This is a genomic window from Rhodococcus sp. NPDC057297, from assembly GCF_042667435.1.
Classification (GTDB): domain Bacteria; phylum Actinomycetota; class Actinomycetes; order Mycobacteriales; family Mycobacteriaceae; genus Rhodococcoides.
In genome coordinates this window covers 29,256-55,324 of sequence record NZ_JBHUZE010000002.1, presented here as the reverse complement: position 1 = coordinate 55,324, position 26,069 = coordinate 29,256, and the positions used below count along the sequence as shown (strand labels likewise).

The window sequence follows — 26,069 nt, the reverse complement described above, 5'->3', positions numbered from 1 at the left end:
TTTGATGGCTTAGAGAGACGGGAGTCCCACCCGGGCGCCGCGGCTGTTGCTCGCGGCGCCCGAAGCGGGGTCTCGTCTCAATTGAATCAGGCGATCGCGTTGATCGCGGTCTCGAGGCGCTCCTTGAAGGACTCGGGCAGCGGGACGTAGCCGGCTTCCTCGAGGCCCTGCTGGCCTTCGTTCGCTGCGCTCAGCAGGAACGACTTGACTGCTGCGGAGGTGTCGGCGTCGTAGCCGGCGGAGCAGACGATTTCGTACGTGGCGAGAACCAGCGGGTAGCTGTCCGCTGCGTTCGACGCATAGAGGGCGTCGATGTCGATCGCGAGGTCGTTGCCTTCACCGGAGAACTCGGCGGTGTCGATTGCTGCGCCTGCGGTCTCGCTGGACAGCTCGACGGGTCCGTTGCCGAAGTCGACAGCTGCGGTGCCGAGGCTTTCCTGGTCCGCGAAGCCCTTCTCGACGTAGGTGATGGAACCGGGGGTAGCGGCGACGGCCTGAGCGACGCCCGAGGATCCGTTGGCACCTTCACCGACGCCACCGGCCCAATCCGAGCTGTGATCGAGGGTCCATGCCTCGGGTGCAGCTGCGGAGAGGAAGCGCTGGAAGTTGTCGCTGGTGCCCGAGGAATCGGAGCGGTAGATCGGGGTGATCGGAGTGGACGGCAGGGTTGCACCCTCGTTCAGTGCAGCGATCGCCGGATCGTTCCAGGTGGTGATCTGGCCGGTGAAGATGCGTGCGGCTACGTCGGGGCTGACGACGAGGTTGTCGACGCCGTCGACGTTGTAGGCAACGGCGATGGGGCCGAAGACCAGCGGGAGGTTCCATGCCGGGTTGCCCTGGCAACGCTCGGCCGCTGCGGCTGCCTGCTCGTCCTTGATGGTCGAGTCGGAGCCGGCGAAGTCGACGAGGCCGGCGACGAACTGGGTACGGCCGTTGCCGGAACCACTGGTCGTGTACTCGACAGCCTGCCCGGCGCAGACACCGGAGTAGATGGACGTGAAGTTCGACATCGCGTTCTGCTGAGCGGACGATCCTTCACCGGTCAGAGGGGTCTTGCCCTCACACGTTGCTGCCGAGTCCGTGCCCGCAGCAGATTCGACGTTCGCGTCACTGCCACATGCGGTCAGCAGCATGGCGCCGATCGCCACTGCGCCTACGAGAGACGCGCTGCGCTTGAGCTTCACCTGTTTCCTCCGGGGAATCTTGTGCCGTGTCTCGTGTCAGCACCGGGATCGTGCGTGTCACGAGGATCAAGGTGCCGGCCCGTTTGTCGACCCTCGCACCGGGCGGCGTCGGCGCCGCCCGCTGGAAAAGGTAAGGGCCGCCGGTGGACGGCTACCCCCGGGTTGGTTAACGGAAGATGAACAGAGTGGGCTGTATGTCCGGTTCTACGGACGCGAGTAGGCGACGTCGGTATGAAAACGCGTGAAACCCAGTCGTTCGTACGTGTGCACGGCTGCTGCATTGTCCGATTCGACGTACAGAAGCACGTCCTGCAGGTCCCTGCCGCGCAGGTAGTGCAACCCAGCGAGCGTCAACACTCGGCCGAGCCCCCGACCTTGCGCCTCGGGGTCGATACCGACGACGTAGACCTCGCCGATCTCGTTCTCCCCGGCCTCGGCCGGGTGGACCTTGGTCCAATGAAATCCGAGGAGGGTATCGGTTCCTTCTTCGAACGCGAGAAACACCCCGGCAGGATCGAACCACGCCTCGTCACGCCGTTCGGCGATGTCCTTCTCGGTCCATCCACCTTGCTCGGGGTGCCAGGAGAACGCCGCGTTGTTCACGCGAAGCAGTTCCGCGTCGTCCTGATGCCCTCGGTAGGTCCGAAGCGAAACATTGTCCGGCACAATGACATCCGGCAACGCAGGCTCGGCGAGCGGACGCCTGAGCTGAAGCAACTCGCGAGCGACCGACAACCCGAGCGTCGACGCCAGTGCCCGTGCGGCATCGATGTTTCCGTGCGCCCAGATCCGGGCCCCGGCCCCACCGTCGGCGAAGGATCGGTCGATCAAACGTGTTCCGATTCCGCGAGTGCGGAACTCCGGATCCACGACGATCTCGGTCATCGTGGGCGATCCGGCAGCGGTGCCCGCGTACCCGACGACGCGTGAACCGCCCGTCGCGATCAGATGAGTCGTGTCGTCACCGGATCCGACGGATTTCAGTGCCTGCTCGGACAGCGGCGCCGTGCCGTCGACCTCGGTTGCGCGTGCGGCGATCGCCCGGATCTCGTCGACGACGTCTGGCGCCATCTCCGCGGAATCGATGCGAGCGATATCGATCGAGAGAGTCATCGTCGGTCAGTTCGTACTTCCGTTTGTCGCGCCGCCCAGGGAACTGAACTCGACGCTGTCCGAATCGTTGTCGTCGTCGCCGTCGGGGGTCGCCGGACCTCCCTTGGAGCTACGGCTGGGTCGCACGGCCTTGTACCCGACGTTGCGGACGGTGCCGATGAGCGACTCGTACTCGCTTCCCAGCTTGGCCCGCAGGCGCCGGACGTGGACGTCGACGGTTCTGGTGCCACCGAAGAAGTCGTACCCCCACACTTCCTGGAGCAGCTGGGCACGGGTGAAGACGCGTCCCGCATGCTGGGCCAGGTACTTGAGGAGCTCGAATTCCTTGTAGGTGAGGTCCAGCGGCCGACCGCGCAACCGGGCCGTGTAGGTGCCTTCGTCGATGACGAGCTCACCCAGTGTGATCTTGCCCGATGCCTCGGGACTCGCGACGCCGCCCGACCTACCCACGAGGAGCCGCAACCGCGCGTCGATCTCCGCGGGGCCGGTGCCGGGAAGCAGGATGTCGTCGAGACCCCACTCGGAGTTGACCGCGACGAGGCCGCCTTCGGTGAGGACTGCGACGACCGGAATCGCGGAGCCCGTGCTGCCGAGCAACCGGCACAGTCCGCGCGCCGCTGCCAGGTCGGTACGGGCATCCACCAGCGCGATGTCCGCGGAACCGGCCTCGAGCAGCGAGGAGACCTCGGTCGGAGCGGGCCGCACGTGGTGGGCCAACAATGCCAGAGACGGCAGTACGGCCTCCGGGTTCGGATCGGAGGTCAGAAGCAAGAGCTCCATTCAGCCTCCATTCTTACCGCTGTCACTCAAAGACTCCTTCGCCGAGGTCGAGTCCTTGTTCAGGCAACAAGACTAACCCGTCCGACACCTGTCGCGTGCCGCCGTCCCCGAAAGCCCCGGCGGGCATCGGTCACAATGGGCGTCATGCGCAAACTGATCATCGGACTCGTGAGCCTGCTGGCACTTGCCGTCGTCGTGGACTTCGGAGCGGCCGCGTACTCCGAGTACCGCGTCTCACGCGCAATTCGCGACGGCGGAGATCTGACCTCCGACCCGCAGGTGATCGTCCACGGATTCCCGTTCCTGACCCAGGCCGCCGACGGCAAGTATCAGAACGTGGAGATCCGCGCTCAGGACGTACCGACCGACTACGTGGACTCGACGACCATCGAGGCCAACCTCCGCGGCGTCGCGGTACCCCTCTCCGACCTCGTCGACGGGTCGGTGGGAGCAGTGCCCGTCGACGAACTCGACGGCCGAGTGCGCATCGAGGCAACCGACCTCGGACGGTTCCTCGGTATCGTCGACCTGCAGGTTTCCGCTCCCCCCGCGGACAAGTCCGACGGCACGGGCGGGTCCGGCGGCTCCGGTATGACCACGAACGGCGGCGTCGTCCTGACCGGCACGGTCCCCGTCGGCCCGGTCGAGACCAAGGTCGCCGTCCAAGCGGACCTCATCCTCGACGGTGACAGTGTCGACATCGTTGCGAGCGACTTCTACTTCGGCCCGGAGGGGAACGCCGATTTCAGCATTCCGGACTTCGCGAAGCCTGCGGTGCTCGGGCTCTTCACCAAGACCATCGACCGGCAGACGCTGCCGTTCGGGATTCTCCCGACCGATGTCTACGCGGAGGGTTCGCAGATCGTGATCGAGGGCAATGCGAAGGACGTGACCATCGATCTCGAGCAGATCGAGAAGCCATGACCGGAATCACAATTCTCGTGGTGACACTCGTCGTCGCCACGATTGTCGGACTGGTTCTCCGGTCTCGGTCCGGCACGGTGCGCGTCACCGACTCGGAAGGTTCGGCCGGTCGCCGAACCCTGCTTCTCGACGCCGGAGCCGTTCCGGGTACGTCGACGGTTCTGCACTTCTCGGCGGAGTGGTGCGGCCCGTGTGCTGCCGTCCGCCGGGTCGTGGGCCAGGTGATCGACGGGTCGACCGACGGAGCAACGGCACAGAACGGACCCCAGGAGCTCGAAGTCGACATCGACGCTCACCCGGTCCTCGCGAAGGAAATGGGCGTCCTGTCTCTGCCGACGACGTTCGTGCTCGACGCCGACCTGGTGGAACGAGCCAGGATTTCCGGGGTTCCGAAGGCCGACGCCCTCCGTTCGGCCCTCGAGAACCTGTAGTTCTGCTGGTCCGCGACGTCCGGTAGGATGCTCGGTGTGTTCACCGCCCACGAGCTGATGCTCACCAGTCGCCGCACGGTCGATCTGTGCCGACTGGGCGGTTGTTGCTGTCGCTGCCACTGATCTCACCGCCGGCCTCGTGGCCGCGCATCCATCCGGTTCGAGATCGTCGGCGAATCCTTCGTGTTCGCCGCGCCCATGCAGTTGTCTGTCATCAGCCCAGCACGCAGGAGCACCGTTGTCCACAGAATCTCCATCGTCCCCAGAATCTCCCCCGTCCACAGCTTCCTCGGCCGTGGTCGACCAGGTCGACGTCCGGGGGCCACGCTTCGCAGCGTGGATCACCACGGCAGTTCTCGTACTCGTTCTGATTCTCTCCACCTTCCAGAGCACCGTTGCTGCGGTGATCCTGGCGGTTCAGGCCGTCGTGTTCGCGATCGGCGCGGCACGCGGGCCGAGGAAGAGCCCGTACGGGTCGCTTTTCGCACACTTCATCGCGCCGCGACTCGGACCGACCACCGAACGTGAACCCGTCGCACCGCTGAAGTTCGCCCAGCTCGTCGGCTTTCTGTTCGCTGCAATCGGTGTGCTCGGCTTCGCACTCAGCACTCCCCTCGTCGGGACGATCGCGACCGGCTTCGCGCTGTTCGCGGCCTTCCTGAACGCAGCCTTCGCATTCTGCCTGGGCTGCCAGATCTATCCCCTCGTAGCGCGACTGCGGACACAATCCGCACGCGCTTGAACGCTCGACCCCTCCACCGACCGAAGTAACGCACAAGATCGAAAGGAAACCCATGGCTCGCTCCGACGTCCTGGTCTCTGCCGACTGGGCCGAGCAGAACCTGAACGCCCCGAAGACCGTTTTCGTCGAGGTCGACGAAGACGCAAGCGCCTACGACGGCGGTCACATCGAAGGCGCAGTGAAGCTCGACTGGCGCAAGGACCTCCAGGATGCGGTTCGTCGCGACTTCCTGAACCAGGAGCAGTTCTCGGATCTGCTCTCGTCGAAGGGCATCTCCAACGACGACACCGTCGTCCTCTACGGCGGCAACAACAACTGGTTCGCTGCTTACGCCTACTGGTACTTCAAGCTGTACGGCCACAAGGACGTCAAGCTCATCGACGGTGGCCGCAAGAAGTGGGAACTCGACGGCCGCCCGCTGTCGAAGGACGTCGTCACCCGTGAGGCGACGCAGTACCGCGCCGAGGCTCCCGACCTGTCGATCCGCGCCTTCCGCGACGAGGTCATCGACGCGATCGGCAACAAGAACCTCGTCGACGTGCGTTCGCCCGACGAGTTCTCCGGCAAGATCCTCGCCCCCGCACACCTCCCGCAGGAGCAGGCGCAGCAGCGGGGCCACGTCCCCGGTGCCATCAACATCCCGTGGAGCACCACCGCCAACGAGGACGGCACCTTCAAGGACGACGACGCCCTCGAGGCGCTCTACAAGGAAAAGGGCTACGACGACGGCAAGGCCACCATCGCCTACTGCCGCATCGGCGAGCGTTCGAGCCACACCTGGTTCGTGCTGAAGGAACTTCTCGGCAAGTCGGACGTCAAGAACTACGACGGCAGCTGGGTAGAGTACGGCTCCCTCGTCGGAGCACCCATCGAGTTGGAGGTTCACTGATCATGTGTGCTGCACCCGTTCAGGGCCAGGCCATTCCGGCAGGCGTCGACGTCGAGAAGGAAACCGTCATCACCGGTCGTGTCCTCGGAGGCGACGGGGAGCCTGTGGGCGGTGCGTTCGTGCGCCTGCTCGACGGCACCGGTGAGTTCACCGCCGAGGTTGTCGCGTCGGGCACCGGAGACTTCCGTTTCTTCGCAGCTCCCGGCAACTGGACGCTGCGCGCACTGTCGGCGTCGGGCAACGGCCAGGCCGACATCGCGCCGGAGGGCGCAGGCATCCATTCGGCGAACGTGACCGTCGGAGTCTGATCTCTCCCGTAGGCCGAAAGAACCCCCGCACCGATCGGTGCGGGGGTTCTTTTCCGTGCGGTGTCAGCCTTGCGTCGTCTCGGGGACGATCTCGGTCTTCGGCTCGGTCGTCGGATCCGGCACGACGCTGTACTGCGGCGAGAAGACTCCGGGGGGAACCACGTTCAGCGACTCCAGGAACGCGCCCAGATCGCTGTCGCGCGTGACGGTGCCCGGGGTAGGCAACGTCTGCGGATTCGGCTCACGCGCAGCCTCGGGGAGAGGCTCGGCATCCGGCGCTGGGGGTGCGTCGTCGGTGTTCTTGCGTTCGCGTTCGGTCTGCGCCAGATCGGTCACCCAGGCGACGATCTTCTCGCTCTCCCATTCGCGGCCGTCGCCCGGGTTGTTGTTCCAGTACAGGAGGTGCTGGAGGAATCCGATGAAGATGTACGGCCCGACGACGACGTCGACGATGCCCTTGTTGTTCTCCACGAGGCCCTCACCCTCCTGGCGGAGCTTCTCGCGCACCTTGTCCGCACCGGGGCCGAGAGCCCAGTTGAGATCGGCGAGAAGCTGGTCGGGAGTCAACTGCTCCCACGCCTTCTGTTCGTCGACCTCGTAGAGCTGATCGGACACCTTGAGCAGAACTTCGAGCAGCGTCTCGTCGGACTCGAGCCAATCCTTGTTGGTGGCGATGTCCACGATGGCGCGGGTGGCGATGGAGCTCACGGCCCGCGCGAAATCGGCGACGGTCTGCAGCGGGTTGAGAATCGTCAGCCGCATCTGTCCCAGAATGCCGAGGGCCAACTGCAGCGCGACGATGTTGTCCGGCGCGTCGCAGGCCAGATCGTACGGTCGGCACGACCACGTCACCTTGTCGTTCAGCGTTCCGTAGTCCTTGGCGGTCTGCGACTGGAAGCCACCGTCGGTCGGGCCGGGCTCGTCGAAGTTCGGCACACCCGCCGGTCGGTACGGCGCACCGATCATGACGACCCCTGCGATGTCGTCTCCGGTGACCAGCGCGGCCGGATCACGATGACCGAGCTCCATGGAGACACGTTCGATGACTTCACCGCCGACGCTGTAGCCGAGCAGAACGAACTTGGTGTCGTCGCCGCATGTGGTCTTGTACTGGTCGAGCAGTCGGTTGGTGGAGGCGACGCCTTCTGCGACGGACTGTTGGTAGGTGTCGACGTCCGAGAGCACGCCGACGCCGTAGGTCGACGGGTACGGGACGTAGAGCCAACCGACGGAGCCGGGACTGTTCGCGTTCGCCTGCCCGACGGGAAGTGTGACATTTCCCACCCAGTTCGACGCCGGGGACCGCGGCTCCTCGTTCAGGGGGTCACGGTCTGCGTCGGAGTCCGTCGCGCCGGACACTGCGAGCATCAGTACGTCCGGGCAATCCTGGGCGTAGTTGTTGGGGTCGATGTTCGGCTCGTCCGACGATCCGGAGGACGAACCACTGTCCGCAGAGCCAGTGTCCACAGAGCCAGTGTCCACAGAGCCACTGTCCACAGAGCCGCTGTCCGGTGCAGCCGAGGCTGCGGTGGGAACCACCAACAGCAGGGCCGTTGCAATTGTCGCGGTCGTGAACAGCCAAGAGCCAGCACGTGATCGGCGCTGCATGTACGGGTCCTTCCCCAAAACTTCGAAACGTTTTCGACAGCCGTCAGCGCCGGGTCTCGATACTCCCCCGACCCGACGCCAGAAGAAACGTACCGTGCAGAACGCGATCTGTAGAGACGGGAAGTGAATCGGACCATTTCCGACGGCGATCGTCAGTGAGAAGCCACTATTGCGTTGACGCGAATGTCGGGGCGCGGTTCGATCGTGGACCTGGCTGGGGTTAAACTCGGCGACGTGGTCATCTTCTTCGAGGTACTGCTCGCCGTCGCTGCAGTCGCCATCATCGCGTTCTCGCTCTATGTCGTCTACCGCCTGGTCACCGACGAATCGTGAGTGATCGCGCCGCCGACGAATCGGACGAAACCCGGTCTGCCAACGAGGCCATTGCCGAGGCAGCCGAGAAATTCGCGTCCTCGTCGACGCGCAACATCCCCACGCTGCCGGATCTGCCGCATCCCGAGGACACGGCGAATCTGCGGCTGGGGCCGGATCTGAATCCCGCGCTGCTCGCACTGCTGCCGCTCGTCGGTGTGTGGCGCGGCGAGGGCGAGGGCCGTGACCCGGAATCGGGCGAGGAGTACGCCTTCGGTCAGCAGATCGTCGTCTCCCACGACGGCGGCGCGTATCTGGGTTGGGAATCTCGTTCCTGGCGTCTGGACTCCGACGGCAACTACGCGCACCCCGATCTCCGCGAGACGGGCTTCTGGCGGGTCAGTGGCGGCGACGGAGAGAAGGGCACCGAGAACGAAGAGGTCATCGAACTGCTTCTGACTCACAGCACCGGCGTCGTCGAGCTGTACTACGGCCACGCACTCAATCAGTCGTCGTGGGAGCTCGCCACCGACGTCGTCATCCGGTCGACGTCCGGGGCGCTCGTCGGCGGCGCGAAGCGCCTGTACGGCATTGTCGAAGGCGCGGACCTCGCCTACGTCGAGGAACGCATCGGAGCCGACGGCGAACTCGCTCCGCGGCTCTCCGCCCGGCTCTCTCGCTACATCGGCTGATTCGGTACATCGGCTGATCCAGTACATCGGCTGATCCAGCCCCACCAACCGTGAGCATGCGAACGGCCCCCGAGCCATACCTGCGCTGATGCAGGTCTCGGTCGGACGGACCGAGGGCTCGGGGGCCGGGTAGCTGCCGTGGATTCGCTCGCCGCTCGCGCGGTAGAAGAATCCGTCAGCGGTAGCGGCTAGCTGGCAGCCACCTCACGCGTCCTAGAGTTCTTCAACTTCAGACCACCTCCTCTCTCGTGTACTCGACAACGTACGCCCGGATTTGGAGGCTCGCAAAGGGTTTTTCTCGAGTTCGGCCGACAGCGAACGCCCGAGGTCCACGACCTGGTCCGCACGGGTGTCCGGCGGCAGCTGGTGCGTGACGAGAACAACCGTTTTGTCCTCGTCGACGAGGCCGCCGTCGCGATCGAGCAACCGCCGGATCAGATCGGACCCGGACACGTCGTCGAGATGTTCGGTCGGCTCGTCGAGCAGCAACACGGGCGCGTCGGACAGCAGAGCGCGCGCCAGCAGGAGCCGTCGGCGCTGACCGCCGGACAGTGAGGCAGCACCGGCAACGAGAGTGGTGTCGACGCCGTCCGGGAGCTGGTCCAGCCAATCCCCCAAGCCGACCTTCGTCAGCACCGCTCGTGCCTGGTCGGCGTCGACGTCGCCTCGGACGACCCGAAGATTCTCGAGTACCGACGTCTCGAACACGTGGGCGTCCTCCGCGAAGAACCGCGCGCCCGGCAGTTCTGCATTCCCCAGTTCACTGTCCGACGGGACGAGCCCTGCCAGTTCCATGAGCAGCGTCGTCTTGCCCACGCCGCTCGGCCCGACGACGGCGATTCTGGCGGCGTCGTGCGGCCCCGGAAGCGCCGCGCCTGTGCCCACCCGTCGAGGCTCGGGCGCGTCGGCGTCGTCCAACAGCGCCGTGATGCGCGACGCGGACAGCCGCGCGCGCGTCAGAGTCACCGCAGCGGCCGGCAGGACCGATGTCGCTTCGAATGCCGCCAGTGGAACCAGCACGATGATGGCCAGTGCCATGGGCGTCAGCGCGCTCTCGGTGCTGCCGTACAGCGAGATTCCGATGAGCAACGATCCGAGCACGGATGCGCCGATGGACAGTGGAAGAGCCGCGTCGGCGAAGGCGGTGGGCATCGATGCGCGGTCGCGGGCGGTCACCGCGGACCGGTTGGCTGCGGAGGCGTCGGCGAGGGTTCGTGTCAGTTTTCCGGCGACTCTCAGTTCCGGTGCGTGGTCGAGAGCGCGTACCGCGATGTCCATGAATTCGGTTCGTGCGGCGACGCCTTCGGTTTCGGTGATCAGGGCTGCGCGTGCGGCGAGAATCGGTGCGACGACGCCGGCGAGCAGCAGTGCGAGAAACAGGATCAGCGCTGCGCTCGGTGAGATCAGTGCAATCAGCACGGTTGCGCTGATCATCAGTATCGCGGACACGCAGATCGGAACGAGGGCGCGAACGACGACGTCGCCGATGGCGTCGATGTCGGCGCCTATCCGTGCCATCAGGTCACCGCGGCGCAGGTCCAGAGTTGCGCGAGCATTGCCGTCGGCGAGCCGCTCGTACAGCCCGGTGCGTGCCGAAGTCATTCCGCGGAGAGCGGTGTCGTGCGTGGCGAGGCGCTCGAGGTAGCGGAAGACGCCACGGGAGATGCCGAGGGCTCGCACGGCGACGACGGCGACGGTCAGGTCGAGCACCGGCGGCATCTGCCATGCACGCGTGATCAGCCAGGCGGAGACGGCGGCGAGCGTCAGAGCGCTGCCCAGCGTCGCGACGCCCGCGGCCACGCTCGTCGCGACTCTCGCGGGGCGGAGTTCGAACAGTGCGAGTGCTCGTCGGAGATCGGTGTACATCTACTCGGCCCTCACGTTCACCACGACGTCGGCCCACGCCAGAACCGACGGTCGGTGCCCGACGACTATCACGGTCTTCCCTCGATCGGCGATCTCGCGAAGGGCCGCGAGTACGAGTGCCTCGGCTGCGTCGTCGAGATGCGCGGTCGGTTCGTCGAGCAGCAGGACGGGTTTGTCGGAGGACAAGACCCGGGTCAGGGCAAGTCTCTGCAGTTGGCCGAGCGACAGTCCGACGCCGCCTGTGCCGACTTTCGTCTCCCAGCCGTCGGGGAGGTCGGCGAGGACTCGATCGAATCCGAGTGCGGCAGCGGTGTCGCCCAGCACATCGGTGGTGCTGCCGGTGAATTCGAGGTTCTCCCGCAAGGTTCCCGGTACCAGTACCGGCCGCTGCGGCAGCCAGGCGATCTGATCCCACCACGATCGGAGGTCGAGGCTGCGGGCGTCCAGGTCGCCGACGAGCACTCGGCCCTCGCACGGCTCGGTGAGCCCGAGCAGGATGTTCAGCGCCGTCGATTTGCCCGCACCGTTGGGTCCGGCGAGCACGGTGACGAGTCCGGGTGCGATGTCGGCCGACAGTTGGCATGGTGCCCGGGTTCCCCTGGATTCGCGTTCTCGGGACGCTCCGCTCCTCGCGGACACCGATTCGAATCTGATTCCGGTTCCCGCGGCGTCGACGACGGCCGTTCCGGGCGCGGCCGGAGCACGTCGGTCCAGGATCGCGAATGCTTTGTCGGCGGCGGCAACTCCGTCTTCCGCGGCATGGAACTGGGCTCCGACGCGACGCAACGGCACGTACACCTCCGGTGCGAGTACGAGTGCGATGATGCCTGCCTCCAACGCCATGTCGCCGAACACGAGTCGCAGTCCGATACTGACGGCGACGAGGGCAACGCACAGCGTCGCAAGCAATTCCAACACCATCGAGGACAGGAACGCGATCTTCAGCGCCCGCATCGTCGCTCGGCGGTGCGCGTCGCCGAGCGCTTGGACTCTCGCCGCCGGGCCACGCTCGCGGCCCAGTGCGCGCAGCGTCGGAAGGCCGGCGACGAGATCGAGCAGTTGCGCGGACAATCTCGTCATCGATTCGAGCGTCTTCTCCGCGCGCCCCTTGGTCAGCAATCCGATCAGGATCATGAAGATCGGGATCAGCGGGAGAGTGAAGAAGATGATCAGAGCCGACGTGAGATCCTCGGTGAGGATGACCACGAGCGTGATGGGAGTGAGGGTCGCGGCCAGCACGAGCGACGGCACGTATCCGGTCAGGTACGGCGCGAGGCCGCCGAGTGCACGCGTCACCACGATCGCGATCGACTCGCGTTCGGAGTCCAGGTCCCGGGGATCCATGTGCGACGCCGCATCGAGGACTTCGTTCTCGATCTCCTCCACGACTCGTGACGCGGCACGGTGGCCGTACCGCGCTTGCAACCACGCCGCGAGGGTGCGAACGACGATGGCGCCCAGGAGAATCCACAGCTGCGCTGCCCAGTCGGACATCTCGCGGGCGTCGGAGGTGATGACGCCCGCGAGGACGGTGCCGAGCATCACCGCGGACACGACGACGGCCGCGGTGTCGATCAGGGCGAGTACGACGATGAGGACGAGGTACCGACGTGCGGATCGCGAGTAGCGCCACAGCCGTGGATCCACCGGTCCGCGGCCGGCCGTGGCAGTCGTACTCACTTGGAACGACCGAGCGACAATCCGATCGAATCAGGAATGTGAGCGGTGGAAATGCGCTTGCGGAACACCCAGTACGTCCAGGCCTGGTAGCCGATCACGACGGGCGCCATGAACGCTGCTGCCCAAGTCATCACCTTCAGCGTGTACGGACTCGACGACGCGTTCTCGACGGTGAGACTGAAGGCGGGATCCGTCGTCGACGGCATGACGTTGGGGAACAGTGACCCGAACATCAGCACGACGACGGCGATGACGGCCACCGTGGTGAACACGAACGCCCACCCTTCGCGGACCTTGGCAGTCAGTACGACCACCGCGATCAACGATGCCGCGGCGACGCCGACGAGAATCCACGTCCACGTCGTGCCGTGGGCGAGTTGGGTCCACAGGGCGAATCCGCCGCCGACGACGAGAGCTGGGATCGACAGCCGCACAGCAATTTTCACGGCATCCTCATGGACGTCGCCGGAGGTCTTGAGCGCAATGAAGACTGCTCCGTGGAGCGCGAACACCAGTGCCATCGTCGCGCCGCCGAGCAGCGCGTACGGACCGAGCAGGTCGAGAAGCCCGGCTGTGACCTTCTTGTTCTCGTCGATCGCCACCCCGCCGACGATATTGGCGAACGCCACTCCCCACAACACTGCGGGCACCCACGATCCGATACCGATACCCAGGTCGCACCGCCGACGCCACACCGGATCGTCGATCTTGCCGCGGTACTCGATGGCGCAGATCCGCAGGATCAACGCGACGAGAATCAGCAGCAACGGGAGGTAGAAGCCGGCGAAAAGCGTGGCGTACCACTCCGGGAAGGCCGCGAACAACGCCCCGCCTGCCGTGATGAGCCATACCTCGTTACCGTCCCAGACCGGCCCGATGGTGTTGAGGACAGCCCTGCGCCTCTTCTCCCCCACCTCTGCATCGGCGTGACGGCCAAGGAGAGGCATGAGCATTCCGACGCCGAAGTCGAAGCCTTCGAGGACGAAGTATCCGGTGAACAGGACCGCTATCGCGATGAACCAGAATTCTTGGAGTCCCATGGTCGTCTTCCTCTAGTACGCGAACGAGAGTTGTTCGGAATCGACGTCCTCGTGGGGGTGTTCGTCGTGTTCGAGCGGTCCTTCGATCACGTAGCGCCTGATCAGGAAGAACCAGACACATCCGAGGGCGGCGTAGAGCAGCGTGAAGGTCACGAGCGAGGCGACGACCAGACCCACCGGGTGGTCGGACACGCCTTGGTCCACGGTCAGCCGAATCTGGTCGATTCCGTTCAGATTCGGTGCCACCACCCACGGTTGGCGTCCCATCTCGGTGAAGATCCAACCGGCGCTGTTGGCGAGGAACGGCGTCGGAATCGCGGCGAGGCTGAGCCACGAGAACCATTTCTGGTCCGGTACCCTTCCGCCGCGAGTGACCCACAGGCCGGCGAGGGCAAGCAGTGCCGATCCGGCGGCGAGGCCGATCATCATTCGGAATGCCCAGTAGGTGACGAACAGGTTGGGCTTGTAGTTACCGGGTCCGAACTGCTGCTCGTACTGTTCCTGCAGCTGGTTGACCCCCTGGACCGTTGCGCCGAAATCGTTCTCGGCGAGGAACGACGTCAGGCCGGGGATCGAGATCAGGTGTTTCACCGACTCGCAGTTGTTGTGGGTTCCGACGGTCAGCAGCGAGAACGATGCACCGGTCTCCGTATCGCACAACGATTCTGCCGACGCCATCTTCATGGGTTGCTGCTCGAACATCAGCTTGCCCTGGATGTCTCCGGTGATCGCGAGTGCGCCGCCCGCGACGATCATGACGACGAAGGACAGCCGAGCCGCAGGACGGAACATGCTGCGCGAGTTCTCGCTTCGTCCCTCGCCCTTCGACTTACCGCGCGCCTCGCGCACCATCCACCAGCCCGAGATGCCTGCCACGAAGGTCGCAGCCGTCAGGAACGCGCCTGCGACAGCGTGCGGGAATGCCGCAAGTGCGGTGCTGTTGGTCATCAACTCCCAGATGCTCGTCAGTTCGGCACGACCGGTCTCGGGGTTGAAACGTGCGCCGACGGGATGCTGCATCCAGGAGTTGGCAGCGATGATGAAGTAGGCCGATGCGTTCACGCCGATCGCGACGAGCCAGATGGTGGCCAGGTGAACGAGTTTCGGCAGTCGGTTCCAGCCGAAGATCCACAGGCCGAGGAACGTCGATTCCAGGAAGAATGCGACCAGCCCTTCGAGCGCGAGGGGTGCCCCGAAGACGTCGCCGACGAACCGCGAGTACTCGCTCCAGTTCATTCCGAATTGGAACTCCTGCACGATTCCGGTGGCGACGCCGAGGGCGAAGTTGATGAGGAAGAGCTTGCCGAAGAACTTGGTGAGGCGGTACCAGGAGTCCTTCCCGGTGATGACCCACATGGTCTGCATCGCCGCGATGATCGGTGCAAGACCGATCGTGAGCGGCACCAGGATGAAGTGGTAGACGGTGGTGATTCCGAACTGCCACCTCGAGACGTCCAAGGCGTCCATGACTACTCCGAACTCTCGGCCCGCGGGGAAGATACCGCTGCTTACGGGCGTGCCCCAGCGAGTTCGAGAGTACTACTACGCGTAGTAGTAGCTCAAGCGTCGGCGGCGGAGTCTCCGATCGATTCGACCGCCAGATCGACCATGGAACGCACGTCCTCGGCGATGGCCGGTACCGGAAGTTCGACGCCGTTGAGCGTCGTCACGCGGGCCGCGAGGGTGATGCTCGAAATCAACCAAACACCATCTGCCGCAATCAGATCGGCAGGGTAGACGTTCGCGCGCTCACAGGTGTACCCCTTGCTCGACGCCACCTGGAACAGGGCGTCGACCGTCGTTCCCGCGAGGATCCCCTGCTCCACCGGGGGTGTGACGAGAGTCTTACCGCGTGCGAGCACCACGGTGGAACGCGGACCTTCCAGTACTCGTCCTTCGCTGCTGGTGAAGATGACGTCGTCGGCTCCGAGACGCGCCGCGTGCCGTAGTGCTGCCATGTTGGTCGCGTAGGACAACGTCTTGGCACCGAGCAACCCCCACGGCGCGGACGCCGCGTAATCGACCGAGTAACCGCGGTTCAACGTGACCACCGAGACACCTTCGTCTCGCGCTTTCGTCACCCGCTCGTGCAGCGGCCCCACCGTCGCATAGCCCGTCGGCTCTCCTCCGCTCTCGCGACCGCGGCTGAGCACCAGCCGCAACGCACCCTCCGCGTCGGATGTCCGAGTCCATTCGTCCACTGCGAGGCCGACGACGAGGCGCCACGAATCCAGGTCCGGTGTCGGCAGGTCGAGGGCTGCGGCCGACGCCGTCAAGCGGGCCAGGTGAAGTTCGACACCGCACGGCGCTCCGCCGCGCACCAGGAGCGTCTCGAACACTCCGTCGCCGCGTACGGCCGCGAGATCGTCCGCATGCAGCAGCGGAGCGTCCGCGTCGTGAACCTGCCCGTCCAAGGTGACTACTACGCGATCCGACATGAACGCAGCCTACGTGGGTCCTGATGCCCGTTTTCACGTCCCGCGACGACCCGCTGTCACCGCGTCGACCTACTATGGAAGACGTGTCGGATACTGCTGTGATCGCACCGAGCCCTCTTCTGACTTTCCCCGACGCCGTGCCGTCCCCGGAGAACACGCCGGACAGTGCCGTCGCGTGGCATTACGGAAACCCGTTCGGAGAACAACGGGACGCGGTGTCCAAAGCCGCGGTGATAGATCGGTCCCATCGCTTCGTGATCGCGATCAGTGGCGAAGAGCGGCTGACCTGGCTCAACACCATATCGAGCCAACTCGTGTCGAATCTGGCCGACGGGCACTCCGCCGAGAACCTCTCGCTCGACGTCAACGGGCGTGTCGAGCACCACTTCGTGCAAACCGATCTGGACGGGGTCACGTGGATCGACACCGAAGCTGCGCACGGCTCCGATCTGTTGTCGTTCCTGAAGAAGATGGTGTTCTGGTCGAAGGCAGAACCCCGTGAGGGCAGCGAACTCGCGGTGCTGAGCCTGCTGGGCGCCGAAGCCGAGGCTGTTCTTGCCGCCGTCGGCGCCACGGTTCCTGCCGAGATCTACGACGCCACCCCGCTCACCCATGGCGGTTTCGTACGCCGGATGCCGTGGCCGGGCCGCAACGCCTTCGACCTGCTGGTTCCCCGGAGCTCTCTCGCCGAGTGGTTCACCAGATTGCGCGACGCCGGTGCTTCCCCCGCCGGAACGTGGACGTTCGAGGCGTTGCGTGTCGAGTCGATCCGGCCTCGAGTCGGCGTCGACACCGACGAGAAGACCATCCCGCACGAGGTGCGCTGGATCGGCGGCGTCACCGAACTCGGAGCCGTCCACCTCGAGAAGGGGTGCTACCGAGGTCAGGAAACCGTGTCTCGAGTACACAACCTGGGTCGTCCACCTCGCCACCTGGTCCTTCTTCATCTCGACGGTTCCGCCGACGGAAGACCCACCACCGGCAATGTGGTGACCGCGGGTGGTCGCACCGTCGGTCGCCTCGGCACCGTCGTCGATCACTTCGAGCTCGGCCCGGTCGCACTGGCATTGGTCAAGCGGACCGTCCCCGCCGACACCGAGCTCACTGCCGGTCCGTGTGCGGCCTCGATGGACCCGGATTCGATCCCCGCCTACGACGAGGTCCAGGCGGGACGCGCCGCGGTCGACCGTCTTCGCGGGCGATGACCTCTGCACGGGTCGACGCCGTGTGCGTCGTGCACGCGGATGTTCCAATGGGCCGGCGCGGTGTGGTGAACAGCGCGATCGACAAGCGTCCGGTCGATCATCCTGTCCTGGTGCACGCCGACGGGGTGACCGGTGACTACAGCGTGGACACCAAGTTCCACGGTGGGGGCGATCAGGCCGTCTACGCCTACGACTCGGCGGAGGCCGCTCGGTGGTCTGACGATCTCGGGCGTGAGATTTTGCCCGGGTGGTTCGGCGAGAATCTGCGGACGTCGGGGATCGCGGTCACCGACGCCGTGGTCGGTTCGCGGTGGCGCCTCGGTGAGGTGGTTCTCGAGGTGACCATTGCGCGCAAGCCGTGTTCGACGTTCGCTCGGTGGGTTGCCGAGCCCAACTGGGTCAAACGGTTCACCGAGCGCGGCGACGTCGGGGCGTATCTACGGGTGATCACGCCGGGCGCCCTCCGAAGCGGTGAGAGCATCTCGGTCGAGGATGTGCCGTCGCACGGCGTGACCGTTCGAGACCTGTTTCTCGGCAGAAATCCCGAGGGTCTGGCGGAGCTTCTCGGTCGGGGCGATCTCCCGGTGAAGGTGGAACGGGACGCCAAGCTCGCGCTCCGAAAACATACCCAATCGTGATTCTTACCGAGACTCAGCACATATTCGCAGGTTGCGGGCACTGCCGACGCCGGTGAGATGAAGCAAACAGGCCGGACACGTACTCCGTATGAGCATCCGAGCGATTCGCGCGCTAGAGTGTGTGCCAGGAAGAAATACCAAATCTAACGGGGCGCCCAAATTTCCCCAGGCCGCCCCGCAAGTCCGCGAGGGGGCAACGCCATGGGCCGAGGCAGGGCTAAGGCAAAGCAGACAAAGGTCGCTCGTGAGCTGAAGTACAGCTCGCCGACAACGGACTTGGAGAGTCTGCAAAGAGAGCTCTCCGGTCATTCGTCCAACTCCCACCGTGGCGGTATCACCTCGGGCGGCATTTCCTCTTCGGACGCGGACGGCTATTCCCGCGCCGAGGAAGACGAATACGAGGACTGGCGACGCTGACAGCGAGTTCGACAACGAAAAGGAGGGGGAGCCGCACGGCGGCTCCCCCTCCTTTTCGTTCGTCTTCGCGTCAGAAGCGCGGGTGGTTACCCAGCAGCACTGCACGCTCGGCCGCGGACTTGTCGCTCGACTTCTTCACCGTTCCCAGCGTCCAGCAGTCGATGTGCCGTGCAGTCAGTACGGCCAGCGCACGGTCGACGTCCTCGGGTGCGACGATGGCGACCATACCGACGCCCATGTTGAACGTCTGCTCCATCTCGGCGCGCTCGACGCGTCCGCGCTGGGCGATCAGCGAGAACACCGGTGCTGGGCTCCACGTCGTACGGTCGAGTTCTGCGACGAGGCCTGCGGGCATCACACGTCCGAGGTTGTTGGCCAGCCCGCCGCCGGTGACGTGGCAGAACGTGCGCACATCGGTTTCCGCGGCGAGTGCGAGACAGTCCTTCGCGTAGATCTTCGTCGGCTCGAGCAGTTCTTCGCCCAGGGTGCGGCCGAACTCCTCGACGTGCCCGCCGAGGTCCATGTGGTTGATCTCGAGCAGCACTTTCCGCGCCAGCGAGTAACCGTTGGAGTGCAGTCCCGACGAACCCATCGCGATCACGACGTCACCGGGACGCACGCGGTCCGGTCCGAGGACTGCGTCGGCCTCGACGACGCCCACTCCGGTGGCGGAGAGGTCGTAGTCTCCGTCGGCCATGAGCCCGGGGTGCTCGGCCGTCTCGCCGCCGAGGAGCGCGCAGCCGGCGATGACGCAGCCCTCTGCGATGCCCTTGACGAGTTCTGCGACCATCTCGGGGACGACACGCCCTACTGCGATGTAGTCCTGCAGGAACAGAGGTTCCGCTCCGCACACGACGAGGTCGTCGACGACCATTGCGACGAGGTCGAGCCCGAGGGTGTCGTGCTTGCCGAGGGCCTGCGCGACGGCGATCTTGGTGCCGACGCCGTCGGTGGACGCAGCGAGGATCGGTTCGCGGTAGTCACCCTTGAGCGCGAAGAGGCCGGCGAATCCACCGAGGCCACCCATGACCTCGGGACGCGATGCCTTCTTGGCCAGGGGTGCGAACAGCTCGACGGCCCGGTCACCCGCGGCGATGTCGACGCCTGCCGCAGCGTAGGAAGCACCACCCGAGGAGGATGCGCTCTGTGTTCGGGATTCCTCGGTCATGCGGCTCCAGCCTTGTACTCGTGATCGTTGCACGACAAATGCGCGCAATTGCGCTCTAACGGTACCGGAGTCCGATCCGTCGATGCGGAATGCCGTGGATCTAGCCGAAAGTATTTAGTTCGCGTAACGTTCTTGTTGCATCGAATTGTCGGTCGGGGGACTTCAGACAAGGAGGCAACATATGTGCGGAATCACGGGATGGGTGTCCTACGGACGAGATCTACGAGGCGAAAACCAGACTCTGCGAGCCATGACCGACACCATGACCCGGCGAGGACCCGACGACGAGGGACTGTGGACGTCCGAGCACGCAGCCCTCGGACATCGTCGCCTCGCCATCATCGATCTACCCGGCGGCCATCAGCCGATGATCCACCACAGGCCCGACGGCACCGAAGCCGTCATCGTCTACAGCGGCGAGACCTACAACTTCCGCGAGCTCCGCGGAGTGATCGGCGGCGACTTCCGAACCAGCAGTGACACCGAAGTGGTACTCCGTGCCCACGAGAAGTGGGGAGAGAACGCGGTCCCGCAACTCAACGGCATGTTCGCGTACGCACTGTGGGACACCGCCACCGAGGAACTTCTCCTCGTCCGGGACCGCCTGGGCGTCAAGCCCCTCTACTACCTCGAGACCGAGGACGGAGTCCTGTTCGGATCCGAACCCAAAGCGATACTTGCCAATTCACTGTCCTCCAAGAATGTCGGCATCGACGGACTACGTCGACTCCTCGGCTTCGTTGCCGACCCGTCGAACGCCGTGTTCGACGGTATGAAGGAGGTTCCGCCGGGTCACGTCGTTCGAGTGTCCGCCCAGGGTGCACGCGAAGTGAAATACTGGGGCCTCGACGATCACGAGCACACTCACGACCTCGACACCACCATCCGTACGGTCCGAGAGCTGCTCGACGACACTGCATCTCGACAGCTCATCGCCGACGTTCCGCTGTGCACACTTCTGTCGGGCGGGCTCGACTCGTCGGCGTTGACTGCACTCGCGGCCGGTCGACTCGCGGCCGAGGGCAAAGGCCCTGTGCGGTCGTTCGCTGTCGACTTCGTCGGGTACGCGGACAACTTCGTCGCCGACGGTCTCCGCGACGCCCCCGACACGAAGTTCGTGCAGGACGTGGCACGGCACGTGGCGTCGGATCACCGGGACATCGTGCTGAGCAACGACGACCTGCTCGATCCGGTTCACCGGGCAGCCGTGCTCGCCGCACGCGACTACCCGGGACTCGGCGACATGGATACCTCGCTGTATCTGCTGTTCAAGGCGGTACGCGAGCAGTCGACGGTGGCATTGTCCGGCGAGTCCGCAGACGAGGTGTTCGGTGGGTACGCCGATTTCCACGATCCGAAAGTGGTTGCTGCCGATACGTTCCCGTGGCTGGCCGGATCGATGGCACAGGGCAGGGACACGACGTCACCGTTCTCGCTCGATCTGCAGCGTCAGCTCGACATGGAGGGGTACTACGAAGATCAGTACCGGCGCGCGCTGGCGGAAGTTCCGAGGCGTCCCGGTGATGCGGGACTGGAAGCCCGGATGCGCGAGATCTCCTACCTCTACCTGACTCGTTTCCTTCCGTTGCTGCTCGAACGCAAGGACAGGATGAGCATGGCCGTGGGCCTGGAAGTACGGGTTCCGTTCTGCGATCACCGCCTGGTGCAGTACGTGTTCGGTACACCCTGGGCCTTCAAGACCTTCGACGGCCGCGAGAAGAGCCTCCTGCGTGCCGCGACGGCAGATCTACTGCCGCAGTCGGTCGTGCAGCGTGTGAAGAGCCCGTACCCGAGCACACAGGATCCGCAGTACTCGAAAACCATCCTGCAGGAGCTCGGCGCCGTTCTGGACGACTCCAACGCACCGATCGCGGCCCTGTTGGACCGAACCGGCGTCGAGAAAATCCTGGGCGCTCAGGATGATCCGCACGCCCGGCACGCTGCGGAGCGAGTCGTCGGCATCAACTCGTGGCTGGCCGACCACACCATCAGTCTGTAGCGGCTTCGCCGCACGTGAGTGGAAATGTAGGCACTGGGGCAGGAGCGGAGCCTGCGGAGCGACCAGAACGCACTACATTTCCACTCACAGCGTTTCAGGGCCTACTGAGGGCACTCACGTTGGCATTGGTGGACTCCGATGCCTGTCCGGCGGCGCTGGCCAGCATGCCTTCGAGGACGTGCTTGCCGAGCGCGTTGTCGGCGGGAAGATCGATGGGGTACTTACCCGTGAAACATGCGGTGCAGAGCCGAGATTCAGGCTGCTCCGACGCCGCGATCATGCCCTCGGTGGAGATGTAACCGAGGGAGTCGGCACCGATCGCCTGACGTACGCCTTCGAGGATTCCGTCCTCGGAGTCGACGCCGTTGGCGATCAACTCGGCGGGCGATGCGAAGTCGATGCCGTAGAAGCATGGCCAGCGGACGGGCGGCGAGGCGATCCGCACGTGAATCTCGAGCGCGCCGGCTTCACGCAGCATTCTGATCAGCGCGCGCTGAGTGTTGCCGCGCACGATCGAATCGTCCACGACCACGAGCCTTTTGCCTCGAATGACCTCTTTGAGAGGGTTGAGCTTGAGGCGGATACCGAGCTGACGGATGGTCTGCGACGGCTGGATGAACGTACGTCCCACATAGGCGTTCTTCATCAGACCCTGGCCGTACGGGATTCCGGAGCCCTGAGCGAAACCGACGGCAGCTGGAGTTCCCGACTCGGGGACCGGAATCACCAAGTCACCCTCGGCAGGGTGCTCCTCGGCAAGCCGACGACCGATCTCGACGCGAGTGGAGTGCACCGAACGGCCACCGATGACCGAGTCCGGGCGCGCGAGGTAGACGTACTCGAACACACAGCCCTTGGGTTCCGGCGCCGCGAATCGTGAAGACCTGACACCGTCGGCGTCGATGGCCAGGAGTTCGCCGGGCTCGATGTCGCGTACGAAGGCAGCTCCGACGATGTCGAGCGCGGCCGTCTCGCTGGCGACGACCCATCCCCGGTCGAGGCGTCCGAGAGACAGCGGGCGGATGCCGTGCGGATCGCGCGCTGCATACAGCGTGTGTTCGTCCATGAAGGTCAGGCAGAACGCGCCCTTCAGAGTGGGCAGCAATTCCATCGCAGCCTGCTCGATGGTGCGGTCTGCAGCCTTGTGCGCAAGCAGCGCGGTGACAACGTCGGAATCCGACGTGCCGTTACCCTGCAGACGGTCGCTGATCAGGCCTTCTTCGCGGGCACGCGTCGCGAGTTCGGCGAAGTTGACGAGGTTGCCGTTGTGCCCGAGCGCGATGCCCGTGCCCGCGGTCGTGGTCCGGAAGATCGGTTGAGCGTTCTCCCAGGTCACCGACCCGCTGGTGGAGTAACGGCAGTGTCCGATGGCGACGTGCCCCGGCATGGCACCGAGGGTCTGCTCGTCGAACACCTGGCTGACGAGCCCGAGGTCCTTGAACACCAGAACCTGCGAACCGTCGGAAACGGCGATGCCCGCAGCCTCTTGGCCTCTGTGCTGCAGCGCGTACAGGCCGTAGTACGAGAGCTTGGCCACATCCTCCCCCGGGGCCCACACTCCGAATACGCCGCATTCTTCCCGAGGTTCGTTCTCGGGTTCGTCTACAGGCTTGCCTACCAGAAGATTTGGACTGTCGACCGAGATATCGGCAGAGGTCACAACACTGCTCCCTTGGGGGACGGGGCGGGGGGCATGTACCAGTCTACGGGCACACAGGCCATGACAACGCATCGTGGGCAAGTGACATTCCCGGATCAGGCGCTTCGCGGCCATCTCCCGTTCACCTCAGCCGCGTCAGGCGCGCAGGATCGGTAACCAGTGTCCGACTTCGCTCGCCCTGCTGCCCGACGCCGTGATCGAACCGTCGTTCAGCGCGTCGTCGAATGCTCGGACTCCGGTCGCGACCTCGAGCCAGGTGCGCGGATCGGTCTCGACGACGTTCGGCGGAGTACCGCGGGTGTGTCGCGGGCCGACGATGCACTGCACCGCGACGAACGGCGGAACCCGAACTTCGACGCTGGATCCCGGTGCGACCTGGGCCAAGGTGCGGGCGGTGGTGCGGACCGCGTCGGCGACAGCAGCGCGGGGCGGCTTCTCGGCGGAGGCGTCGTGCACCCAGTCCGCGACGGCGAGAACCGCGGTACGTACCTGTTCCGGAGTCACCGTCTTGCTCGGAGCCATGTCGGTCAGCTTATTCGGGTCGTTCCTGCAGGCTCCACTCCCGGCTCAGGACGCGGTCCCCAGTGCACAGAAGTCCGCCCGGTAGGTCACATCCGGCCCTGCGCGGTCGAATTGCGTGCAGCCAGGATCGCGCCCGAAGCGTTCACCCCGTAGTGGAGCAACATCGGCGCGAGAACCCCGCCGCGGCGTCGTAGCCAGGAGAACAACACACCGGCCAGGAAGGTGCCGGCCACGGTTCCGAGCACGGAGTCTCCGGCCGCACGGGCGGGATGGATGTGCCAGAGGCCGAAGAAGACAGGCGACAGGGACGGGGACACGTCGTCGAACACTGCCCTGAACACCAACTCCTCGGTCACGACAGTTCCGATCGGGATCCGGAACAACACCCACTCGGCGAGGTCGTCGTCCGACGGTCGAACTCGGGTGGCCAGCGCTGGTACCGACGCGATCACGACCGCCCCCAGGGCAGGTACAGCTGCCGCACCGATCCCCCACTTCAAGCCGCTTCGCCATTTCTCCAACCCGAGCGGAGCTCGTGTCACTGCGGCCAACGAGATCCCGAACGCTGCGTTCACCACGGCGCGCGGTCGGTCGGACAGCTTCAGTGCTGGCACGACGGCCGTACTCCACGCCGTCGTCACTGCGCCGAGGGCGATGCCTCTCACTTCTCGGGGCCGTCGCGGCCCGCGTAGTCGTCCATCACGGCGCGCACTTTCTCGGTGTCCTCCGCTGTCCATCCCGCGGGCGCCGCGACTGCGACCCAGCCGTCGAGAACCAGGGTTCCGTAGTTGTGACCGTGACCGTCGGGCACGCCTGCGGCGTTGGTCAGATCGGCTGCGACCTGCCAGAAGGTGACGATCGGGAACCAGCGCATGTCAGGCAGACGGTCGGGGCCAGGAGCCTCCGACAGCCAGTCGGGGCGCTCGAACAGCAGGTCGGGCGACCACCAGACGACCGGGTCGGACGCGTGCTGCACGTAGAGGATGCGGGGACTGAGCCAGGGTTGCCCCTCGGGCGGGATCCCGGACGAGTTGTCGGCGAAGCGGACGACGAGACCATCCGCGTAGACCGGCCGTACTTCGGGACTGCCCGGGTCGCGGCGGTTCTTGAACTGCGACCACAACCGGTTCGCGTTCGGCGGCCCGACCCAGAGGACACCGTCGACACTGTCCCGGATCTCGGCGAGACCATCGAAGGCGCCTTCCCCGGACTGCGTTCCGAGACTTTCGCCGTAGACGTACAGCTTGGGCCGGGTGGCCTCCGGTTCCTGTAGCCACCGCTCGCGGACCTTGTCGATCAAGGCTTGACCTGCCTCGGCTGCCTTGTCGCGTTCGGCGAGGAAGGAAATCCAACTGGGGAGGTACGAGTACTGCGCGGCGACGGTGGCGACGTCGCCGCCGAACATCAGTTCCTCGGCTTCGATCGCGGTGGGATTGACCCATCCGGTGCCCGTGGTCGGGACTACGACCAATGCTTGACGCTCGAATGCTCCGGTGCGTTCGAGTTCCTGGACGACGATGTCGAGCCGCTCGTCCTGTGTCTCGGCGGTCTCCAGTCCTGCATAAGCGCGGATCGGTTCCAGCGCAGGCCGTCCGAGGCCGTCGGAGATCTCCTGTGCGCTCAGTCCACTGGAGACGAAGTTGCGTCCTTCGAATCCGAGGGTGTCCCAGGGCGCGAGAGATTGTGGGCTGCCGGATCGCTCGGGTTCGCTGGGTTGTTCTGCGCCCTCACGAGTTTCGTTGTTCTGCAGGCTGAAGATCGAGTTGGTGACATCGGAGACGGCCCGCAGCAGAACACCCTGAACGAGTGCGATGACCAGGACGACAACAAGAACGACCCCGATCACGTTCGCGACCTCACGGGGCATCTTGACGACCTTGTTGAGCTGGCGCGCGATGAAACGAACCAGGTCGCGCAGCACTCGCATCCCCGAGATGAACAGCGCGGCAACACCGATGCTCAACGCACCGGTGCGGAAGTATCCGGTGGTGGTCGTTCCCTCGGCGTCCATCAGTGCGGCAAGCTCTCGCTGCCACCCTGCGGACAGGTAGAGCATGTAGAGCGATGCGAGGATCGCGAGCGGCGGAATGGCGAACTTGACGTAGAGCTCCACGCGACGCGGCATGGGCCACCACGTCTTCCGGTCGAGGTACCACCTCCGAGCCGCCCAGCCGACGGCCACACCGAACCCGTATCCGATGGCGGCGTTGATTCCGCCGATCAGCCCCTGGAACAACCAATCACGCGGCAGCAGCGACGGCGTGAGCGACCAGCAGAAGAACAGTGCACTGAAGACGATGCCCGTGAAATCGAGCTTGAGCAACCCCCACGCCCACATGACGAAGGGGTGCCGCTCGGGGGAAGGTACCGCGAACTCGATCGGCAGACGGTGATGCGTGTGCTCACGCTCAACCGTGTCGACGGTCCCTTCCGATGCCTCTCCCCCGCTCACG

General features: G+C 65.2%; 24 protein-coding genes. 10 read left to right on the top strand and 14 right to left on the bottom strand.

Annotated features, from left to right (window positions below):
• Nucleotides 1-86: 86 nt before the first annotated feature.
• The 3 genes from pstS to ACFULT_RS06085 form a co-directional block, all read right to left on the bottom strand.
• Nucleotides 87-1,184, bottom strand: coding sequence for a phosphate ABC transporter substrate-binding protein PstS (gene pstS, locus ACFULT_RS06095; protein WP_037104853.1), 1,098 nt, complete (start codon nucleotides 1,182-1,184; stop codon nucleotides 87-89).
• Nucleotides 1,185-1,388: 204 nt separating this feature from the next.
• A complete protein-coding gene (gene mshD, locus ACFULT_RS06090; protein WP_037104856.1) occupies nucleotides 1,389-2,297 on the bottom strand; it encodes a mycothiol synthase in 909 nt (302 codons plus the stop codon).
• Between the two features lie 6 nt (nucleotides 2,298-2,303).
• Nucleotides 2,304-3,077 carry a response regulator transcription factor gene (locus ACFULT_RS06085; protein ID WP_037104859.1) on the bottom strand — a complete coding sequence of 258 codons (774 nt, stop codon included), beginning with the start codon at nucleotides 3,075-3,077 and terminating at the stop codon, nucleotides 2,304-2,306.
• Between the two features lie 144 nt (nucleotides 3,078-3,221).
• Here ACFULT_RS06085 and ACFULT_RS06080 point away from each other — a divergent pair, with 144 nt between their 5' ends.
• The 5 genes from ACFULT_RS06080 (at nucleotide 3,222) to ACFULT_RS06060 (ending at nucleotide 6,371) form a co-directional block, all read left to right on the top strand.
• A complete protein-coding gene (locus ACFULT_RS06080) occupies nucleotides 3,222-4,001 on the top strand; it encodes an LmeA family phospholipid-binding protein (protein WP_037104983.1) in 780 nt (259 codons plus the stop codon).
• Nucleotides 3,998-4,432 (top strand): thioredoxin family protein, encoded by a 435-nt coding sequence (locus ACFULT_RS06075; RefSeq protein ID WP_037104862.1) that lies wholly within the window; start codon nucleotides 3,998-4,000, stop codon nucleotides 4,430-4,432. Before ACFULT_RS06080 ends, ACFULT_RS06075 begins: the two co-directional genes overlap by 4 nt.
• 295 nt (nucleotides 4,433-4,727) lie before the next feature.
• Nucleotides 4,728-5,174 carry a DUF4395 domain-containing protein gene (locus ACFULT_RS06070; RefSeq protein ID WP_255122692.1) on the top strand — a complete coding sequence of 149 codons (447 nt, stop codon included), beginning with the start codon at nucleotides 4,728-4,730 and terminating at the stop codon, nucleotides 5,172-5,174.
• Nucleotides 5,175-5,226: 52 nt separating this feature from the next.
• A complete protein-coding gene (locus ACFULT_RS06065; RefSeq protein ID WP_037104868.1) occupies nucleotides 5,227-6,063 on the top strand; it encodes a sulfurtransferase in 837 nt (278 codons plus the stop codon).
• A gap of 2 nt (nucleotides 6,064-6,065) precedes the next feature.
• The gene (locus tag ACFULT_RS06060; RefSeq protein WP_037104872.1) at nucleotides 6,066-6,371 is read left to right on the top strand and encodes a DUF1416 domain-containing protein; all 306 of its coding nucleotides are present in this window, start codon (nucleotides 6,066-6,068) and stop codon (nucleotides 6,369-6,371) included.
• A 63-nt stretch (nucleotides 6,372-6,434) separates the two neighbouring features.
• Here ACFULT_RS06060 and ACFULT_RS06055 read toward each other — a convergent pair whose 3' ends face one another.
• A complete protein-coding gene (locus ACFULT_RS06055) occupies nucleotides 6,435-7,838 on the bottom strand; it encodes a cutinase family protein (RefSeq protein WP_378480937.1) in 1,404 nt (467 codons plus the stop codon).
• Nucleotides 7,839-8,308: 470 nt separating this feature from the next.
• Here ACFULT_RS06055 and ACFULT_RS06050 point away from each other — a divergent pair, with 470 nt between their 5' ends.
• Nucleotides 8,309-8,983, top strand: a complete 675-nt coding sequence (locus ACFULT_RS06050; RefSeq protein WP_037104880.1) for an FABP family protein — start codon at nucleotides 8,309-8,311, stop codon at nucleotides 8,981-8,983.
• Nucleotides 8,984-9,196: 213 nt separating this feature from the next.
• Here ACFULT_RS06050 and ACFULT_RS06045 read toward each other — a convergent pair whose 3' ends face one another.
• The 5 genes from ACFULT_RS06045 to ACFULT_RS06025 form a co-directional block, all read right to left on the bottom strand.
• Nucleotides 9,197-10,849 (bottom strand): amino acid ABC transporter ATP-binding/permease protein, encoded by a 1,653-nt coding sequence (locus ACFULT_RS06045; RefSeq protein WP_378480936.1) that lies wholly within the window; start codon nucleotides 10,847-10,849, stop codon nucleotides 9,197-9,199.
• Nucleotides 10,850-12,529: a thiol reductant ABC exporter subunit CydD gene (gene cydD, locus ACFULT_RS06040; RefSeq protein ID WP_378480935.1), complete on the bottom strand. Its 1,680-nt coding sequence runs from the start codon at nucleotides 12,527-12,529 to the stop codon at nucleotides 10,850-10,852.
• A complete protein-coding gene (gene cydB, locus ACFULT_RS06035; protein WP_378480934.1) occupies nucleotides 12,526-13,569 on the bottom strand; it encodes a cytochrome d ubiquinol oxidase subunit II in 1,044 nt (347 codons plus the stop codon). The genes cydD and cydB overlap by 4 nt, the downstream gene beginning before the upstream one ends.
• A gap of 12 nt (nucleotides 13,570-13,581) precedes the next feature.
• Nucleotides 13,582-15,036, bottom strand: coding sequence for a cytochrome ubiquinol oxidase subunit I (locus ACFULT_RS06030; protein ID WP_037104893.1), 1,455 nt, complete (start codon nucleotides 15,034-15,036; stop codon nucleotides 13,582-13,584).
• Between the two features lie 92 nt (nucleotides 15,037-15,128).
• Nucleotides 15,129-16,007 carry an aminodeoxychorismate lyase gene (locus ACFULT_RS06025; protein ID WP_378480933.1) on the bottom strand — a complete coding sequence of 293 codons (879 nt, stop codon included), beginning with the start codon at nucleotides 16,005-16,007 and terminating at the stop codon, nucleotides 15,129-15,131.
• Nucleotides 16,008-16,081: 74 nt separating this feature from the next.
• Here ACFULT_RS06025 and ACFULT_RS06020 point away from each other — a divergent pair, with 74 nt between their 5' ends.
• The 3 genes from ACFULT_RS06020 to ACFULT_RS06010 all read left to right on the top strand — a co-directional run bounded on the left by ACFULT_RS06020 (nucleotide 16,082) and on the right by ACFULT_RS06010 (nucleotide 18,267).
• Entirely contained in the window at nucleotides 16,082-17,212 is a 1,131-nt protein-coding gene (locus ACFULT_RS06020; RefSeq protein ID WP_378481342.1) for a YgfZ/GcvT domain-containing protein, read from the top strand.
• Entirely contained in the window at nucleotides 17,209-17,850 is a 642-nt protein-coding gene (locus ACFULT_RS06015) for an MOSC domain-containing protein (RefSeq protein WP_037104901.1), read from the top strand. Before ACFULT_RS06020 ends, ACFULT_RS06015 begins: the two co-directional genes overlap by 4 nt.
• Before the next feature lie 201 nt (nucleotides 17,851-18,051).
• Entirely contained in the window at nucleotides 18,052-18,267 is a 216-nt protein-coding gene (locus ACFULT_RS06010; protein WP_080732843.1) for a DUF3073 domain-containing protein, read from the top strand.
• A gap of 70 nt (nucleotides 18,268-18,337) precedes the next feature.
• Here the strand turns inward: ACFULT_RS06010 and purM are convergent, their stop codons facing one another.
• The gene (gene purM, locus ACFULT_RS06005) at nucleotides 18,338-19,435 is read right to left on the bottom strand and encodes a phosphoribosylformylglycinamidine cyclo-ligase (RefSeq protein ID WP_094719501.1); all 1,098 of its coding nucleotides are present in this window, start codon (nucleotides 19,433-19,435) and stop codon (nucleotides 18,338-18,340) included.
• A 181-nt stretch (nucleotides 19,436-19,616) separates the two neighbouring features.
• Between purM and asnB the strand changes: the two genes are divergently transcribed.
• Nucleotides 19,617-21,434 carry an asparagine synthase (glutamine-hydrolyzing) gene (gene asnB / locus ACFULT_RS06000; RefSeq protein ID WP_378480932.1) on the top strand — a complete coding sequence of 606 codons (1,818 nt, stop codon included), beginning with the start codon at nucleotides 19,617-19,619 and terminating at the stop codon, nucleotides 21,432-21,434.
• A 94-nt stretch (nucleotides 21,435-21,528) separates the two neighbouring features.
• Here asnB and purF read toward each other — a convergent pair whose 3' ends face one another.
• The 4 genes from purF to ACFULT_RS05980 form a co-directional block, all read right to left on the bottom strand.
• Entirely contained in the window at nucleotides 21,529-23,094 is a 1,566-nt protein-coding gene (purF, locus tag ACFULT_RS05995; protein ID WP_378480931.1) for an amidophosphoribosyltransferase, read from the bottom strand.
• Between the two features lie 135 nt (nucleotides 23,095-23,229).
• Nucleotides 23,230-23,616 (bottom strand): sterol carrier family protein, encoded by a 387-nt coding sequence (locus ACFULT_RS05990; RefSeq protein WP_037104910.1) that lies wholly within the window; start codon nucleotides 23,614-23,616, stop codon nucleotides 23,230-23,232.
• A gap of 86 nt (nucleotides 23,617-23,702) precedes the next feature.
• A complete protein-coding gene (locus ACFULT_RS05985) occupies nucleotides 23,703-24,230 on the bottom strand; it encodes a CPBP family intramembrane glutamic endopeptidase (protein WP_378480930.1) in 528 nt (175 codons plus the stop codon).
• 47 nt (nucleotides 24,231-24,277) lie between these two features.
• Nucleotides 24,278-26,068 carry an alpha/beta hydrolase gene (locus tag ACFULT_RS05980; RefSeq protein WP_378480929.1) on the bottom strand — a complete coding sequence of 597 codons (1,791 nt, stop codon included), beginning with the start codon at nucleotides 26,066-26,068 and terminating at the stop codon, nucleotides 24,278-24,280.
• Nucleotide 26,069: the final 1 nt, after the last annotated feature.